Annotated in this window: 19 protein-coding genes; 5 read left to right on the forward strand and 14 right to left on the reverse strand. The window is 65.0% G+C overall.

Features of this window, described 5'->3' with window-relative positions:
- The first annotated feature begins 285 nt into the window (after positions 1–285).
- Positions 286–486, forward strand: coding sequence for a hypothetical protein (locus tag AC24YW_RS03820; RefSeq protein ID WP_487481450.1), 201 nt, complete (start codon positions 286–288; stop codon positions 484–486).
- Between the two features lie 15 nt (positions 487–501).
- Here AC24YW_RS03820 and AC24YW_RS03825 read toward each other — a convergent pair whose 3' ends face one another.
- The 10 genes from AC24YW_RS03825 to AC24YW_RS03870 form a co-directional block, all read right to left on the reverse strand.
- Positions 502–1,503: a formate dehydrogenase subunit gamma gene (locus tag AC24YW_RS03825; protein ID WP_487481451.1), complete on the reverse strand. Its 1,002-nt coding sequence runs from the start codon at positions 1,501–1,503 to the stop codon at positions 502–504.
- A 40-nt stretch (positions 1,504–1,543) separates the two neighbouring features.
- Positions 1,544–2,140 (reverse strand): formate dehydrogenase FDH3 subunit beta, encoded by a 597-nt coding sequence (gene fdh3B / locus AC24YW_RS03830; RefSeq protein WP_036005105.1) that lies wholly within the window; start codon positions 2,138–2,140, stop codon positions 1,544–1,546.
- 13 nt (positions 2,141–2,153) lie between these two features.
- Complete coding sequence (locus AC24YW_RS03835; protein ID WP_487481452.1) at positions 2,154–5,096, reverse strand: formate dehydrogenase subunit alpha; 2,943 nt, start codon at positions 5,094–5,096, stop codon at positions 2,154–2,156.
- A 14-nt stretch (positions 5,097–5,110) separates the two neighbouring features.
- A complete protein-coding gene (locus tag AC24YW_RS03840; protein ID WP_487481453.1) occupies positions 5,111–5,320 on the reverse strand; it encodes a twin-arginine translocation signal domain-containing protein in 210 nt (69 codons plus the stop codon).
- A 29-nt stretch (positions 5,321–5,349) separates the two neighbouring features.
- Complete coding sequence (locus AC24YW_RS03845; RefSeq protein ID WP_487481454.1) at positions 5,350–6,129, reverse strand: molecular chaperone TorD family protein; 780 nt, start codon at positions 6,127–6,129, stop codon at positions 5,350–5,352.
- Between the two features lie 128 nt (positions 6,130–6,257).
- The gene (locus tag AC24YW_RS03850) at positions 6,258–6,875 is read right to left on the reverse strand and encodes a DUF3306 domain-containing protein (protein WP_487481455.1); all 618 of its coding nucleotides are present in this window, start codon (positions 6,873–6,875) and stop codon (positions 6,258–6,260) included.
- Entirely contained in the window at positions 6,872–7,387 is a 516-nt protein-coding gene (locus tag AC24YW_RS03855; RefSeq protein ID WP_487481456.1) for a DUF3305 domain-containing protein, read from the reverse strand. Before AC24YW_RS03855 ends, AC24YW_RS03850 begins: the two co-directional genes overlap by 4 nt.
- Positions 7,384–8,391, reverse strand: a complete 1,008-nt coding sequence (locus AC24YW_RS03860; RefSeq protein WP_487481457.1) for a DUF6352 family protein — start codon at positions 8,389–8,391, stop codon at positions 7,384–7,386. The genes AC24YW_RS03855 and AC24YW_RS03860 overlap by 4 nt, the downstream gene beginning before the upstream one ends.
- A complete protein-coding gene (locus AC24YW_RS03865) occupies positions 8,388–8,927 on the reverse strand; it encodes a DUF6505 family protein (RefSeq protein ID WP_487481458.1) in 540 nt (179 codons plus the stop codon). The genes AC24YW_RS03860 and AC24YW_RS03865 overlap by 4 nt, the downstream gene beginning before the upstream one ends.
- Positions 8,924–9,664, reverse strand: a complete 741-nt coding sequence (locus AC24YW_RS03870) for a biotin/lipoate--protein ligase family protein (RefSeq protein WP_487481459.1) — start codon at positions 9,662–9,664, stop codon at positions 8,924–8,926. Before AC24YW_RS03870 ends, AC24YW_RS03865 begins: the two co-directional genes overlap by 4 nt.
- 164 nt (positions 9,665–9,828) lie before the next feature.
- Between AC24YW_RS03870 and AC24YW_RS03875 the strand changes: the two genes are divergently transcribed.
- Positions 9,829–11,799: a 4Fe-4S binding protein gene (locus AC24YW_RS03875; protein ID WP_487481460.1), complete on the forward strand. Its 1,971-nt coding sequence runs from the start codon at positions 9,829–9,831 to the stop codon at positions 11,797–11,799.
- 52 nt (positions 11,800–11,851) lie between these two features.
- Positions 11,852–12,151, forward strand: a complete 300-nt coding sequence (locus AC24YW_RS03880) for a hypothetical protein (protein WP_487481461.1) — start codon at positions 11,852–11,854, stop codon at positions 12,149–12,151.
- Positions 12,152–12,158: 7 nt separating this feature from the next.
- Here AC24YW_RS03880 and AC24YW_RS03885 read toward each other — a convergent pair whose 3' ends face one another.
- From AC24YW_RS03885 to AC24YW_RS03895, 3 genes are all read right to left on the reverse strand, one after another.
- Complete coding sequence (locus AC24YW_RS03885) at positions 12,159–13,448, reverse strand: c-type cytochrome (protein ID WP_487481462.1); 1,290 nt, start codon at positions 13,446–13,448, stop codon at positions 12,159–12,161.
- Between the two features lie 88 nt (positions 13,449–13,536).
- Complete coding sequence (locus tag AC24YW_RS03890; protein WP_487481463.1) at positions 13,537–13,797, reverse strand: hypothetical protein; 261 nt, start codon at positions 13,795–13,797, stop codon at positions 13,537–13,539.
- Positions 13,794–14,012 carry a hypothetical protein gene (locus AC24YW_RS03895; RefSeq protein WP_487481464.1) on the reverse strand — a complete coding sequence of 73 codons (219 nt, stop codon included), beginning with the start codon at positions 14,010–14,012 and terminating at the stop codon, positions 13,794–13,796. The genes AC24YW_RS03890 and AC24YW_RS03895 overlap by 4 nt, the downstream gene beginning before the upstream one ends.
- A 16-nt stretch (positions 14,013–14,028) precedes the next feature.
- Here AC24YW_RS03895 and AC24YW_RS03900 point away from each other — a divergent pair, with 16 nt between their 5' ends.
- On the forward strand, positions 14,029–14,151 hold the full coding sequence (locus tag AC24YW_RS03900) for a hypothetical protein (RefSeq protein WP_487481465.1): 123 nt from the start codon (positions 14,029–14,031) through the stop codon (positions 14,149–14,151).
- A gap of 317 nt (positions 14,152–14,468) precedes the next feature.
- Positions 14,469–15,605 (forward strand): GNAT family N-acetyltransferase, encoded by a 1,137-nt coding sequence (locus AC24YW_RS03905; RefSeq protein WP_487481466.1) that lies wholly within the window; start codon positions 14,469–14,471, stop codon positions 15,603–15,605.
- A gap of 19 nt (positions 15,606–15,624) precedes the next feature.
- On the opposite strand, the gene AC24YW_RS03910 is transcribed toward AC24YW_RS03905, so the two are convergent.
- Entirely contained in the window at positions 15,625–16,842 is a 1,218-nt protein-coding gene (locus tag AC24YW_RS03910; protein WP_487481467.1) for an FAD-dependent oxidoreductase, read from the reverse strand.
- Positions 16,843–17,039 lie beyond the last annotated feature (197 nt).

Consider the following 17,039-nt stretch of genomic DNA (forward strand, 5'->3'; position numbering starts at 1 on the left):
CTGGCAAGAGCAAGAGCCGGACCAGTTTCGCGCGGGCCCCTGACGAGCCGCAAAACGGCAGCCAAATGGCTGGCCTGACGGAGGAATTCGGCATCAGCGGATCGCGGCCCCGGTGCGGGATGGGGCGCTTGCATTGGCAAGCAGATATCCACTTCGGTGAGGAAGTTGACGGTCGTTCGGGGAGCTACCCGCAACTGGAACCCATCGCTGTGAAGCGGCTCACATCCGGTTCGACGATCCGGATGTATTCATCGTGTCGGGTGGAGATGGCAGACGGAGACGCGCATGAAGCTCCTCATGGTCTCGCTTATTGCAGCCATGCTTCTCGCCGGTGCGGCCAATAGCGTGTTCAGGCCGCATCCAGTGCCGCATATCGGTCAGCACGGCATGGCGTCCATTCACGACATGCAGACGGGCCGGGCCGACAAGCTTCCCGAGCAGGAGCTGCAGGACCGCTCCGTCTTGTTTGCGAAAGAGCCGCGGTAGGCCGGCAGGCTCGCTTTATTCGGCCGCCGCGGGTGCGGGTTGCCGCTGCCCGTCGTTCGGTCCCGTTCGCGCCATCTGCTCGTCGAGCCAGAGGCTGTGGTGCTCGCGCGCCCAGTTGACGTCGACCTCGCCCGAGCCCATGGCCGCGAACGCACCTTCCATGCCGATGGTGCCGATATAGATGTGCCCGATCATCGCCGCGACGAACAGGACCCCCACGATCGAGTGAACGACCTGGGCCATTTGCATGCCCTCGATCCCGGTGCCGTAGAACGGGAACATCAGCGCGTATCCCGACGCTGCGACCAGTGCGCCGCCGATCACGACGATCCAGTAGATCATCTTCTGGCCGCCGTTGAAGCGGTGGGCCGGCGGATGGTCGTGTCCGATCAGCCCGCCGCCGCGCTTGGCCCATTCGATGTCGGCCTTGTTCGGGATATTGCCGCCGATCCACATCAGGAAGATCAGGACGACGCCGAGAGTGAACGGGAAACTCAGATAATTGTGCGCGTACTTGGCCCATTGCGACCATTCCGAGAACGCCTCGAAACCGATCAGCGGCAGCAAGAGCGGCCGGCCGAACGTGATGTTCAGCCCGGAAATGGCCAGGACGATGAAGCAGGTCGCCGTCAGCCAGTGCACGAACCGCTCGAAGGCGTTGAAGCGCACGATGGTGCGGCCGGACGGTCCGGCTTCGAGACGCACCATTCCGACGGTGAGATAGAAGATCACGATGGCCGCGATCATGCCGACGATGGCGATGCCGCCGATCCAGCGCAGCGTCACGTTGCGGAAATCCCGCCATTCCCGTCCCTGCGGCTGTTCGAGCACGCCGGAGCGCTGATCGGGAATGCTGACGCGGCCCTGGATCCGGTTGAGCTCCTGCAGGAGCTGCTGCTCCTTGACCGCGCTCGCGGTCGGATTGACCTGCTGAGCACTCGCGGGCGCCATGCTCACCAACAGAAGCAGCGCCCAGGCGCCCAGCGCCAGACGAATGAACCTTCCAAACGACGTCATCACGTCCTCCCCGGTCTTGCGCGCCCTTCGCCTGCCCACGTCAGGACTCGATTGCCTCGCGATATGCGGTCTTCCAGCCCCACGCACCCGAGCCGTAGCCGCGCTTCATGACGCGCTCCTTGTAGATCTGCGCGATGATCTCGCCGTCGCCCGCAAGCAAGGATTTGGTCGAGCACATCTCGGCGCACAGCGGCAGCTTGCCTTCGGCCAGCCGGTTCGCACCGTATTTCGCGTACTCCTCCTTGCTGCCGTCGGCCTCGGGGCCGCCGGCGCAATAGGTGCATTTGTCCATCTTGCCGCGGGAGCCGAAGTTTCCGACCTTCGGATATTGCGGCGCGCCGAACGGACAGGCGTAGAAGCAATAGCCGCAGCCGATGCAGAGGTCCTTGGAGTGCAGCACCACGGCGTCGGCCGTGGTGTAGAAGCAGTTGACCGGACACACCGCCGCGCAGGGCGCGTCCGTGCAGTGCATGCAGGCCATCGAGATCGAGCGCTCGCCCGGCTTGCCGTCGTTGATGGTGACGACACGCCGCCGGTTGATGCCCCAGGGCACCTCGTGCTCGTTCTTGCAGGCAGTGACGCAGGCGTTGCACTCGATGCAGCGATCAGCGTCGCAGAGAAATTTCATCCGAGCCATGTGCGTGCTCCTCTCAGGCTGCGACGATCTGACAAAGCGTGACCTTCGGCTCCTGCATGCCCGTTGCAGGATCGTAACCGTAGCTCGTGATCGTGTTGGCGCTCTCGCCGAGCACGATCGGATCGGTGCCGGCGGGATAGTTCTTGCGCAGGTCGTTGCCGCCGAGCCAGCCGCCGAAATGGAACGGCATCCAGGCGACGCCCTTGCCGACGCGTTCGGTCACCATCGCCTTCATCTTGGCCCGCGAATTGTTCTCGGCGCCGCTCACCCAGACCCAGCCGCCGTCCTTGATGCCGCGGTCGGCGGCATCAGCCGGGCTGATCTCGATGAACATGTCCTGCTGCAGCTCGGCGAGCCATGGATTGGTGCGGGTTTCCTCGCCGCCGCCTTCGTATTCGACGAGACGCCCGGAGGAGAGGATCAGCGGGAACTGCTTGGCGATCCCCTTCTCCACCGCCGCCTTCTGCACCGAGAAGCCGATATTGGGCAGACGGAACTGCTTGGCATCGGGCAGGGTCGGATATTTCTCGACGAGGTCGACGCGCGGCGTGTAGATGGGCTCGCGATGCACCGGGATCGGATCCGGCAGACCGAACGCATTCATGCGCGCCTTGCCGTTGCCGAAGGGCACGCAGCCATGCTTCAGCGCGACGCGCTGGATGCCGCCGGAGAGGTCGAGCGCCCAGGACACCGCATCCGGATTGGCCGGGTTGACCCGCTGGATCGTCGCCATTTCAGCCTCGGTGAGATCCTTGTCCCAGCCGAGCTTCTTCAGGCTCGCCAGCGTGAACTCGGGATAGCCGTCCTCGATCTCCGAGCCTTTGGAGAAGGACTTGTCGGCGAGCAGGCTCACCTTGCGGGTCGTGCCGTCGGGCAGCTTCTCCTCGCGCTCGATGCCGAAGCGCGGACGGAATGCGCCGCCGCCGTCCATGACGTGCAGATTGTTGTTGTAGAGCAGCGGCGAGCCGGGATGCTTGACCTCGGGCGAGCCCCAGCACGGCCAAGGCAGGCCGTAATAATCGCCGCCGACTTCCGGATCGTCCTTGGGAGCGCGCATCGTCACCAGGTCGAACTTGTGCTGGTTCTTCATGTGCGCCTTGATGCGCTCCGGCGACTGGCCGCAATAACCGGTCGACCAGCTTCCACGGTTGATCTCGCGCAGCACGTCCTCCGGGACCGGGAGATTGTTCTCGACCTTGATGTTCTTGAACATCTTGTCGGCGAAGCCGAGCTTCTTCGCCATCAGATAGATGATCTCGAGGTCGTCCTTGGATTCGAAGATCGGCTTGACGATCTGCTCGCCCCACTGCATCGAGCGGTTGGAGGCGACGCGCGATCCCGCGCATTCGAACTGCGTGGCCACGGGCAGGATATAGACGCCGTCCTTGCGCCCGGCCTCGACCGCCAGAGCCGCCCACGTCGTCGGGTGCGGGTCCGCGATCACCAGCAGCTCCAGCGCCTTCAGGCCCTTCAGCGATTCGGGAATGCGCGTGATGCTGTTGCTGGCGTGGCCTTGCACGAACACCGCCTTGACGTTGTCCTTCTGTGCGACGTCGGCCTTCGGCAACAGCGCGGCATCGAACCAGCGCGTCAGCGGGATGCCTGGCGTCTCCATCTGCTTCTTCTCGTCGAAGCGGGAGACGAGGTAGTCGTAGTCGACCTCCCAGACCCGGGACCAGTGCTTCCAGGCGCCTTCCGCGAGGCCGTAGTAGAACGGCAACGTCACGATATCGAGGCCGACGTCGGTCGCGCCCTGCACGTTGTCATGGCCGCGCAGGATGTTGGCGCCAGCCCCGGCCTTGCCGATGTTGCCCGTCATCAGCAGCGCGATGCAGCTCGCCCGCACGTTGGCGGTGCCGACCGTGTGCTGGGTCTGGCCCATGCACCAGATGATGGTCGCAGGCTTGGCGGTGGCGAACGTCTTGGCGACGCGCTCGAGCTGCGCGGCGGGCACGCCGGTGACGCGCTCGACCTCCTGCGGATTCCATTTTTCGACCTCCTTGCGCAGGTCGTCGAAGCCGTAGACGCGCTGGGCGATGAATTCCTTGTCCTCCCAGCCGTTCTTCAGGATGTGCCACATCATGCCATAGAGCACGGGAATGTCGGTGCCGGGGCGGATGCGGACATATTCGGTGGCATGCGCCGCGGTGCGGGTCAGGCGCGGATCGAAGACGATGAAATTCGCCTTGTTGAGCTCCTTGGATTCGAGCAGGTGCTGCATGCTGACGGGATGCGCTTCCGCCGCGTTGCTGCCGATGAACAGCATCGTCTTGGAGTTGCGCATGTCGTTGATGCTGTTCGTCATGGCGCCATAGCCCCAGGTATTGGCGACGCCGGTGACGGTGGTGGAGTGGCAGATCCGCGCCTGGTGATCGGTGTTGTTGGTGCCCCAGAACGCGCCGAACTTGCGGAACAGGTAGGCTCCTTCATTGGTCATCTTGGCCGAGCCGAGCCAATAGACGGAATCGCTGCCCGACTTCTCGCGAACCTGCAGCAGCTTGTCGCCGATCTCGTTCACCGCCGTGTCCCACGACACGCGCGTCCACTGCCCGTTCACCAGCTTCATCGGATAGCGCAGGCGGCGATCGCTGTGCACGAGCTCGCGCACCGACGCGCCCTTGGCGCAATGTGAGCCACGGTTGATCGGCGAATCCCAGCTCGGCTCCTGCCCGATCCAGACCCCGTTGAGCACTTCCGCCGTCACCGTGCAGCCCACGGCACAATGCGTGCAGATGCTCTTCTTGACGGTGGCGCCGGCCGCCAGCGGGCCGGCGGCGGCCGCCTCCGCCTTGCGCACGTTGCCGACCGGCATGGCCCCGAGCGCGGCAAGCGCGCCGCCGGCGAGGCCCGATTTGCGCAGGAATGTGCGGCGATCAAGTCCCCCACCCTGCCCCGCAAGGGATTCGGCGACGGAACCGCGGCGATCGGAACGCTGGTGTGTTCGCTTGATAAGCACGGGCAGCCTCCCTCTCAGGCCGGAAAACGATTGACGCGGTAGAACGTCTTCACGTGGTCGGATTCCTTGTAGCGTGCCTTGCGCTTCTCATCGTTGGTTTCGCTGTCGGCCTGGGCGGACCCGACCAACGGTGTCGCGAGCGCCGCGCCGGCACCGGCGGTACCCAAGCCGACCTTGCGCAGGAAATCGCGGCGCCCAACCTTTGCTTTCGTCTCGTCACTCATCGTATCTCTCCCGGACCGAAGCGCCTCGGTCAGCTGGCGAATGTGAATGCTTCCGTCTCGATTTCGATGAAACTGCGGCCGAGCGCGCCGACTGCGCGATAGAAACGGGCGGTCCCCGCGTTCTCGATGTCGGCGAACAGCCGCCCCATCCATGGCGACACATGCTTTTCGAAGAAGGTGCGCTGCGCCTCGTGCGAGGCATCGAAGCGGCCATCGGCAAGGCCCGACATGATCTCGCACAGGATCGCGGCGTGATCTTCCGGTTCGGAATTGTTGGCGATACGCTCGATGCCGAGCGTCATCAGGTCGCCGCGCAGACGCGACAAGGGCCGTTCGTTGAGAAAGCCCGTGAGATAATAGGAAGCATAGGGCAGCAATTCACCGCGGCCGAGTCCGACGAACAGATCGAAATACTCCCGCTCGACCTTCGCCGGGACGGCGCTCGAGGCGGCCTCCGCAAGCGCCGCATGCGCGCGCCCCAGCGGCGTCGCGTCTCCGCCGAGCGCGGCAAGCTGATCGAGCAGGCGCTTCGACGGAGGCGCCGACAGCAGCACGGCCAGCAGCGCGTATTCGTGCGCGCGCGCCGCGTCGATGGGATCGACGAGCTCAGCAGAGCCGGCTTGTTCGCCGTAAAGATCGGGCCGCAGATCGTTCCGGGAAACGCCGGTCGCCGTTTCGACTGCAATCACCCGTTGTGCAGGCACACGAGTCCAATTCGACACGGACGGCTGGCTGATGCCTATTTTGCGTGCAAGCTGAGCGATGCCGCCTGCGGCATCGATCGCTCGATCAAGCCCGTCATCCCGCACGTGGACCTCCCATCCAAGTCCCGTCTGCTCGATTATCGCTTTTGTTACAAAGCAGTAGGTAGCGTAATCCGGGTTCCGGCAACGGTCAATCACCTGCCATAGCCTGTCCCTATAGCCTTTGGTCGTGTTCAGCGCGGCAGTGCACCACCATGCGTGCGGGACCTCACGGGCTCCACAGAATCCACAGATTTTTCACCCACTTTCGGTTGCACTGCAGCAGGGATTGCCTGGCGCTCCAACTCATCCGACGACTCAATGACGTTGGAGACGATTGTCACATCGGCTTGATGCAATTCCGCCGGAGAATCCGCCGGTTCAATCGATGCCTTCGCGAGAGACTGGGCCGCCTCGCGCACGCCGCCGACAATGCGATCGACCAGTGCGGCCAGCTCCTCCGAGGAGCAATCCAGCGGGCCAAATCCCGGCATCGCATTGGGGTCGTTGAAGTCCCATGCATTCTCCGCAAGCCCGACGAAGTCGCGAATCGCGGGATCGGTCGCCCAAGCGCGGCGAAGGGCCGCACGGCTCAACTCGCGAGGAATCCCCTTGCCGAGGAAGGCCGTGATGTCGGTGGCAGCATTGATCTCGTCGATCGACGGCAGACTCGACAGATCGAGCTCAGTCTCGTCCTCTTTTGTTTTTGTTTCGGGCGACGGCGCGGGCTGCGCCGAGGCAGGTTCCGCCGGCTCCACCCGCGATTGCTGTTTGCGGCGGGACCAACGCGCAAGGAAGTCCTCCTCACTCATTCCTGTCCGCCTTCATGTTCGCGCCGCGCCAGCGCCTCCGGGTCGGCACGGCGCCGCTTGCGCTTGACGAATTCCCGCTCGACATGGTGCTCGGCCACGAAGCTTTCAATCGCTTCGCGCAGCACCTCCGGCATCGGCACGGCCTCGACGAGATTGTCGGCGGCTTCGGTAAAGCCTTCGCCCTCGGCAGGGTCGGCGGTCACCGTGGTGACGGCATAGGGCCAGGCGCCTTCCGAGGGCGACAGCACGGTCCAAATGCTCGGACGGCCGGAGGCGAGATTGTCGCGATAGCGCGCCGTCTCCGACGGATAGAGATCGATGGTCGCGCTCCCGGCATAGAACAGGGTGGTGCCGTCCTGCTCGCGAAGCACGGTCCAGGGCTGTGTCGACGGCTCGTCCGGCAGGACGGCAATTCCGCGCCAGATGAAATCGACCCAAGGCGAGTCGGCCTTGCGCCGCTCGACCACGACGCCGACGGCAATCGAGAGGGACGGCAAGGCCGCAGGGCTCATGTCGCCATCTCCAGGCGCTTCACCGGCAGCCCGGTCAGCAGATTCTGTGGCTTCATCCGCAGCTTCTGATCCGCCGTCATCGACAGGATCAGGTAGACCGGTTCATCCCCGACATCGTCGAGGGCAGGGCTGGAATCCGCAAATGTCAGCCGAAACAGCGCGAGCACACGATCGGCTTCGCGCTCGCCGAGCTCCTCGCCGTGCCACAGCCGGTCGCCGAGCCTCGTGGCATCGGCATCCAGCCCGACATACCAAGTCAGCTTCGCCTCGTGCAGCGCCCGTAGCGGCTCGATCACGACATCGATGCCGAGCAGATGGGAGACCCAGCGCGTCATCGCCTGCGCCAGAGCTACAGGTCCACGGCCATCCGCGGTCAGGTCGAGGGCCATGTCGAACTGGTCGCTGCGGTGCCAATAGGCCTCCGCATTCTCCTCGCCCAACACCTCCACCACCGCATCGGTGGTGGCGCCGAGCATCGACATCAGCGAGAGCACCGGGGTCGGGCTCCGGCCGCCGACGACCTCCTCGTCCCCCAGCAACAAAGCGTGCTCATGCGGCAGGATGCGCTGGATCCGGAAGAACAATTCGGCCGCGCGCAGCACGAACGGGTCGTCACAGCCATCGAGCGCGTTGCGCAGGATGACGTGCACGAGCTGGTTGACGAACAGCGGCGGCAGATCGTTCGTCCCTGAGCGCACCCAGGCAAGATAAGCGGCTTCGAGCGTCGGATGCCGCAGCAGAAGATCGCGGAACGCCAGCACGAACTGCCAATTCTCCCGGGCATCCGCATCGGCAATCGCGGCGATCTCGCCGGCGCCGACGGCCTGGCGCGGGTCAGCGAGCAATTCGCGGTGCAGCCGGCGTTCGACCGGACACGCCTCGTCCGGCGGCATCAGTTCGGGACGGGCAAAATAGGCTTTCAGAAATTCGTCGGTGACACGCAGCCCGCCGCCCTCGTCGCGATCGAGCAGGTGGTGACCACAGGCGATCCAGAAATCATTCATCTGACGGTCGGCTCCCGGCCCAGATCCGCAAGCCTGAGATCGCCGTCCGGCTCGACGTCGTCCTCCATCTCCATGAACGAGAACGCCTTGCTATGCCCCTGGCCTTCCCGGAGCTGCAGCCGGCGGAACGACTCGCGGACCTCACCGTCGCTCGAGGTGCGGTGCACGGCAATAAGCGAGCTGATGGGATGGCTGCAGAGCGACTGGGCGAAAGCGACCTCCTCTTCCGCGGCCGTTTTCGCCGCCGCCATGTCCGGCGCGCCGAAACGGTCGACGAGTTGTCTCGCCAGCAGATCGACCAGGGAATGATAATCGTCTGCCGTCGCTGGAACGATCTGCGCCAGCGTCGACCAGCCCCAGGATTGCACCCCGAGGAAACCACCGCGGAACGCCGCGCGGGCCTTGCCCTCGAGCTTCGCCCCATCGCAATCCCAGAAACGGAAAGCGCCGGAGACGGCCCATTCGCCCGGCTCCGCCGCCACGTCGAACACGAAGGTGTCGGAGGGATCGAGCGCGATCGTGCGCAGAAGCTTCACAGGCGCGGTCCCCCGATGGCCGGATCGAGCCAGGACGGCGCCGCGAGCGCCCGGACGAGCTCGCTTCGTTCGATCAAGTCCGTCCCAATGCGGCGCGTCAGGAGGTCGCCGCAATCATCGATGCGCTGGATCGTCTGCCTTTCACGCGGAATCCGCGTGAGATAGTCGCGCGCGACGCTGTCGAAGCCGTCGACCCGCCAGCCGTCCAGGGCCAGCATCAGATGCCGGGCGAAGCTCTCCGTGATCTGCGCTGCGCCCGCCTCGCCAAAGCCTTCCTGGTCGAGCGCCGAGGCCAGAGGGTGGACGCCTGGATCGTCATCGTTCATGGCAACCGTCCGTATCATGGCGCCGAAGACCAGCCAGGGCGGCGGCGCGTCCTCGTCAGCTTCGGAAAGCCAGCCCAACCGTCCGCCGCCGACCAGCCCCCCGTCGATCCTGACCGCATCGGGCCAGCCGATCGTGATCGGCTTGCTCGGCGGCGCATAGGCGCGAAGCGCATCGGTGAGCGCGACCATGCCTGCGTAGAACGCGCGCCGCGCACTGCGCAACGGCTCGGCCGGCTCCAGCACCACGGCGAACTCGGCGAGGTCGAAGCGGCCGACATAGACGAGTGTTCCGGCGCCGCTCTCCGGTGCGATGCGGCATGCATGGGCAAAAGCGTCGCCGCTCTCGCGCAACCGCACCAATGTGAACGGCGGCGGCAGGTGGATCGGTTCCGCCGCGGAAACATGGCTCAATGGGATCGACGGCAGGCCGTCCTCCGCTTTCCTTTTCTTCCCGATGGATAATGTCTATACGAGGCGAAGGGCCGGCGCGAGTCCGTCGTCGTCGTCCGAAAGGCGGAGGAGTTAACCTGGAGCAGCCGTCGAAGACCGTCCTGATCTGCTCGTGCGAAGACACGATGTCTCTCGACATGGCTGCGATCCGGCGCGGATGCCCGAACAGCGAGATCAAGAGCTTTCGCCACCTCTGCGGGGCGGAGCTTGATCATTTCCGCAAGATGGCCGCGACAGAAAGCGAGCTGACGGTCGCCTGCACGCAGCAGGCAGCGCAGTTTTCGGACGAGGCCGGCGAGCGGCCCGACGCGGTCAGCTTCGTCAATATCCGCGAGACGGCCGGCTGGTCCGGCGACGGCGCGCGAGCGGGTCCAAAAATGGCCGCCCTGCTCGCATCCGCTTCCATCCCCGCCCCGGACTATCCACTCGTCACCTTGTCGAGCGAGGGTGTCATCCTGATCTACGGGCGCGATGAGGCCGCGATCGAGGCCGGCCGCCTGCTTGCCGATCACCTCGACGTTACCGTGATGCTGAAGCAGCTCGATGACAAGGTGCCGCCGGTTGCCACCGTGTTCCCGATCGTGAAGGGCACGATCCGCTCGGCGAAGGGACATTTCGGCGCGTTCGAGCTCGTCATCGACGATTATGCGCGCCCCCGCCCCTCCTCGCGTGATCGCGTCGTGCTCGAGCCGCCGCGAAGCGGGGTCACCTCGCGCTGCGATATCGTGCTCGATCTTTCCGGCGGCCAGCCGCTTTTTCCCGCCCACGACCTGCGCGACGGCTATCTCCGCGCCGACACCAAAGATCCCGCCGCGGTGCTGCGTGCCGTGCTGACCGCGCGCGATCTCGTCGGCAGCTTCGACAAGCCCAGATATGTCGAGGTTGCGCCGGCGCTTTGCGCCCATTCGCGCTCGAAGCGCACGGGCTGCCATCGCTGTCTCGATCTCTGCCCGACCGGTGCGATCACGCCCGTCGGCGATCATGTCGCAATCGATCCGAACATCTGCGCGGGCTGCGGCCAATGCGCGGCGGCCTGCCCGACCGGCGCGGTCTCCTACGCGCTGCCGCCCGCCGATACGCAGCTCCAGAGACTTCGCGCCATGCTGCTCGCCTATCGCGAGGCCGGCGGCACGAATGCGGTGCTGCTCTTTCACGACAGCCCGCACGGCACGCCTGTGATCGACGCCCTCGCGCGGCATGGCGACGGCCTGCCGGCGAACGTGCTCCCCTTTGCCGTCAACGAGCTCACGCAAGTGGGGCTGGAGGCGATCGTCGGCGCCTTTGCCTATGGCGTCTCCGCCGTGCGCTTCCTGCTCCGTGGCAAGCCGCGCCACGACGTGACCGGATTGACGCAGACGATCGCGATGACTGAGGCGATCCTCGGCGGCCTTGGATTTGCGGGCCGGCGCCTCGCCACCATCGAAACCGACGATCCCGACGCGCTCGGCGCGCATTTGACTGATATCGGCGCGCTCGCCGCGGTCCCGACGCCGGCAACTTTCAAGACCGTCGGCAAGCGGCGCGACCTCTTGCGATTCGCCCTCAGCGAGTTGCACCGGCTGGCGCCGCAGCCGGTCGACGTGATCGCGCTGCCGCAAGGTGCACCGGTCGGCGCAGTCAGCGTCGACACAGATGGCTGCACGCTGTGCCTGTCCTGCGTCTCGGCCTGCCCGACCGGTGCGTTGCGCGACGATCCCGAGCGGCCGGTGCTGAAATTCATCGAGGATGCCTGCGTGCAGTGCGGCCTGTGCCAGAGCACCTGTCCGGAAAAGGTCATCAACCTCAAGCCGCAGATCGATTTCCGCGCGGCGCGTGCGCCCGCCGCCGTCATCAAGGAAGAGGAGCCCGCACTCTGCATCCGCTGCGGCACGCCTTTCGGCGTCAAGAGCACGATCGACCGCATTGCGGCCAAGCTCGAAGGCCGGCACTGGATGTACCCGGCCGGCGACAAGCGGATCGATGCGCTCAGGATGTGCGCGGACTGCCGCGTCGTGGTCATGAGCGAGCAGCAATTCGATCCGTTCAAGGGCGTTCCGGAGCGAACGCCGCCGCGAACGACGGATGATTATCTCCGCGAACGCAACGGCAAGGACTAAACAAGGCGAAAAAACATCTTCGCAGGGTCGCAAAACCGGGGGAAGCATCACCATGTCTCGTTTGATCACAGCTCTGTCGACGTCCATGATCTTCTTCGCCGTCGCCGGCGGAGCGGCCGAAGCTGCCGCGCCTCCGCTGACCAAGGCGCAGAAAGTGGCCGTGAAGCAGGCGATCGTCGCCTGCAAGGCCGAAGCCAAGGGCAAGAAGATCGCGTGGCTGTCGCGCCGGAAATACGTCAATCATTGCGTGGCGGAAGCGCTCAAGGAGCACCCCACGATCGACGTCATCCGGATCCTCAAGGAGCATCCGGAAATGAGGGATTTCCCGATGGACAATTGGGATTCGATCTGAGCGGCTGTTAGCGCGACGTCGCGCGGGCCAGAAATTCGGTGAGCGCACGCCGGTCCTCGGCCGAGCCGATGCGCTGCTCCGGCATCTTCGTGCCGGGGGTGTAGGCATTCGGCCCGATTTCGAACAGCCGTGCGACGGTTTCCGGCGTCCAGACGATGTCCATCGTCTTCAGCGCATCGGAGAAGCGATATCCCGGCAGCGAAGCGATCTTGCGGCCGTAGAGGCCCGCAAGTGTGGGACCCGCACGCTGAACCTCCTTGTCCGAGAGCGTGTGGCAGGCAACACAGGCCCGAAACACGTCGGCGCCATGATCGCCGGCATAGGCCGCAAGCGGGTCGGCCGGTGTGCCGATCAGGCTCGAACCGATCGGATTGCCGGTGTGCGCGTTCCAGCGCCTGATCCTGCCGTCCGCACCACCCGTCATGAGTGTCTCGCGATCGGCAAGGAAGGCGACCGCCCACACCGGCAGCCCGGGCCCAACCAGCGTGCGCAGCAGGTTGCGCGACTTGCGATCGATGATCGCCACGGTGCCGCCGATGCCGGCCGCAGCGATCAGCACACCGTCAGCCGACATGGCCAAGGCCACCACCGGTGTCGGACTGGCCGCGACCTCGCCGCTGATCTTGCCGTCCGCTGTCAGCATGCGCAGCCTGCCATCGACCGCGCCCGTGACGATTTCACCATCCGGCGCGACGGTCACCGCGTTCAGCGGCGCCGGCAACGTCACGATGTCAGGCTGGCCATCCGGCAGACGCCAGATGCGCAGCGCGAGATCGTAACCGGCACTGACGAGCCTGCCGTCCGGCAGGAAAGCGACCCCATTGACGTTCTGCGTATGCCCTTCGAGCACGCGGGATGTGCCGTCCGACAGCGACCACAGACGTACCGTCCGGTCCCATGACGCCGATGCGAGAAGCGTCGCATCGGGCGACACGGCAAGCGCTGCGATCGGAGCGACATGTCCCTCCAGCACCCGGTCGGGCTCCGGCCGGCCCGTCGTCCACACCGCAATGCGCGCATCGGCGCCGGCCGTGATCATGCGGCCGTCCTTGAGAAAGGCGACGGCATTGACGCCATCGGCATGATACCGCAGCACTTGCTCTGCCGTATCCGTTCTGAGCGACCAGCGGATGACGGCGGTGTCGAAGCTGCCGGAGACAAGGCTGTCGCCATCGGGCGAAATGGCGATCGCCCGTATCGGGCCACCGTGTCCGACCATGTCGGCCTGCACCGACGATGCGGCGAAGATGGCCCACAGCACTGCGGCCACCTTCGTGCACAGAGCCGATCCGTTCATTCCTGGCCGCCTGCTGACATTCACCCGCTCGAGATTGCCAGAACAGGCAACGGAAATGAATATGCTGAAACGGTCTACTTGAAACGATCTACTTGGCCGGTGCCGTCGTGGTCTTGGACGACCCCTCCGGCGCCGCCTGCATTCCGGGCGGACTCTGGCCCTGGGGGCTCTCGGGCGGCGCACCGCCCGAGCCGGTGTTGATCGGGCCCGTCCAACCTTGCGGCTGGAGCTGGCCCTTGTCCTCGGGAGGCGTTTGCCCCGTCGACGGGTTGGTCTGTGCCGGCTGCGCCAGGGCACCCTCTGCAAGACAAAGTGCTGCGAAGCACAGGATCGTTCTCGAAAATTTCACACAAGGCCTCCGATGCGCTCACCAGACTTGCAGAAAACTTGCAAGTCCGGCATCCGTTCCGGATCGTGCAGCGCAACAGCCGGCTCGCGGCATCCTGCGCTGCCGTCATGCTCGCGTTGCTGCTCGCAATCCTTCCAGTCGACAGCGGGCGGATGGCCGATGCGATCGACGAGCTTGCTCGCCGCAAGCCCTGTCGTATAGATGGCGTGGTCCAATCGAGGGAGGCTGAGGATGAAGGCTTTTTTGCTTGGCTGCGTCGCGGCCCTGGTGATCGCAGTTGCCGGGATGATGATCCTCGATCGCGTGCAGGAGCCCAGCGCGCACGCGTTTGCCACCACCGGGGTGCGCCTCTGAGAAGCGTAACTCGCGCTCGAGCCCGATCGGCCCGAGGATCGGAGCGAAGGGCGCGAGCTCGACCTTGCGAACCATAGCTTTCCTGCAGCTGAGGACCGGAGATCGCTGCCCTGCGCTGTGCGGACAATGGCGCCACGCGAGGCGCTCTCCACGCACCATTCCGCGCCGGCATTTAGGAAGTTGGTAACCATACGCGCATGGTTGAACACATTGGCGCAAATCGCGCGACGGCAGTGTCTGACCTGTAACGGCCTTGGTATAAGCGCAGCTACGGTTCGAGCGACGTTCGCGGATGATCCCGGTTTTCTTGATTGCGCATGAATAAGCCCAGCAACACGTTCGACATCGCCATCGAGCCGTCGTTCGACTTTCTGTCTCCGGAATATGCAGAGCTGTTCGATCGTTCGGCTGCCACCGCCTTCCAGCATCCGGTCTGGTTGCATAGCCTCTACACCAGGCTCGCGCCCGAAACAGGTGCAACGGGTCTGGTCGTCGTCGTGCGCGACCGCGACACCGGCGCTCTTGCGATGGTGCTGCCGCTGCTCCGGATCCGGCGCGGTCCGATACGAACCGTCGAGTTCGCCGACTTGCGCGTTTCAGACTATCTGGCACCGGTTTGCAGCCCGGATGTGTTTTCCCGATTGCTCGACGATACGGCTGCATGCGCGCAGATTCGCCGCCTTGTCCGCCCCTTCGATCTGCTCCGAATGGCCAAGCTGCCCGACGGACGGCTTCCGATCGAGGATCTCCTGGCCACGTCCCGCCGCGTTTCGATGAACACCAATGCCTACGCCACGGTTCTGGTCGCGCCGTACGAGCAATGGCGGGCCAGCGCGTTGGATCGCTCCTACCAGAAGGAGCTCGCCAAGAAATATCGTCAGCTCCAGAAGAAGGGCGCACTGAGCTTTTCATGCTGCAGCGACAGCGCCGCCGTGCTCGAGGCGATGGACGTGATGCGGAAGTTTCGCGGCCCGCGCTTTCACGCCCAGGGCGACGGAGACCTGCTGCAGCGCCCCGAATATTACGGCTTCTATTCCGACGTCGCCCTCCGGGGCATCGGCTCCTTCGTCCGCCTCTATGCCATGAAGATGGACGGCGACGTGATCGCCGCCGTGCTCGGATTGTGTCACCGCGGCAGCTTTCTCGTCATCATGAGCGCCTTCGACATCGCCGGCTACAAGAGCCAGTCCATCGGCGCGCTGATGTTCGAACAAGTGGCGCGGGATTGTATCGAGCGCGGAGATCAGATGCTCGACTTCACCATCGGCGACGAGCCCTACAAGAAATCGTTCGGGGCACAGCCTTCACCGATGTGGGAGGTCACGCAGGTCGGCAGCGCCGTAGGCGCAATCGCCCTCTTCGCGCTGAAGCAGGCGCCCTGGCTCAAGCTGGCGGCCAAGCGGCTATCGGATCTGAAGGTTCAGCCCGCCCACACCGCGACGCCCACGCGCTGACCGGCGAGGGGCGCAGAGTTCAAGCGCGCAGCGCGCCGCGGACACGCCCAAGCCAGCCCGGATGCATCTGATCGACGCGATGTGCAAGACTGCGCCGCAGGAAGTGCAGCCGTCGCCGCACGTCCCAGCCGATATCGTCGCGCGAGGTCAGCGCCTGGCGGAAGCGTGCCATCTTCAGCGACTGCTGATCCGCCGCGATCTTGTCGCGATCGGCATAGAATTGCGAGATCTTCTCCAGGCCCATGCCTGCGGTCATGAGCCATCGCGGCACATATTCGGTGCAGAGACGGTCAACGTCCACGAGCAGGCGGGCGACACCCGTTCCGGCCGCGGGACAATTGGTCTGGAACGCATCGCCGATGAGCACGATTCCGGGCCGGAGATGCCCCTCGACGACGGTCAGATCCATCACCCAGTTCTGGACGCGATCGGTCACGCGGAAATCGCCGAGATAGCTCCGCAATCCCGGCAGCAGGCGCAAGATCGTCGCCTCCGGTTCACGGCGCAACTCGCGCATAACAGGATCGGTCGGATCGCGGAACATGAAGAGATTGGCACGCATTCCGGCGTGGACGGGAAACAGGCTGAGATAGTCGATGCCATCGGCGGTGCGTTCGCCGTAACAGGTCAGCGCCTCGAAATCGAACGGAGCGCCATCCTTGCGAGCGATCGTGAAACCGAACGACACCGAATGGCGCTCGGCCAGCACGCGCCGCCTGATGCCGAGCTTGTGCCCCAGGCCTCCCGCCATGCCCGTGGCCAGAACGACGAGGCGCGCCATCACGCGCCGTCCGGAGGCGAGCTCGAGATGCCGGACATCACCGCTGCTGCCGATCGACGTGACCTCGTCGACGATCAGGTTGGAGGGATCCGGAAGCTGGCGACGCGCCATGGCGACGAGATCGGCATAGGCAAAACCGTAAGCCCTGCCGACGCTGACATCGACCACCTTGCCCTCGCGGATGTTGAGCACTTGATCATATCGGCACGCGACACCTTCGAGCGCATCGAGAAAGCCGAGCTTGCGGAACAGCTCCAGCTGATGGCCGCCGATCTTCTCGACCCGGAACTCGTCCGGATGGACCGCCCGCTTGTCGATTAGAGCGACGCGATGTCCTGCCCGCGCCAGCACGGCCGCCGCAAGCGATCCCGCAAGGCCGCCACCGACAATGGCGACGTCCGAATAGATGGTTGCGGTCTCGTCCCCGCCGACCGGCTCGGTCACGGTTCTCGTCATGGCTCCGGCTCCCACGGTTAGAGGCGTCTGCAGTGCAATTCTCTCGCCTGATGTCGCATCGCAGGGCCGGGTGCGAACATTTCCTGAGATTGAGGTTAATGACCTAGCGCCCGGTTCGCCGCCTCGCCGCGGCACGCGTCTTGCTGTTTCGAATCCATTCTGCACGCGAGCCCCAGATCTCGCGCCTTCTCAGTGGT

It is taken from the genome of Bradyrhizobium sp. USDA3516 (assembly GCF_057651995.1).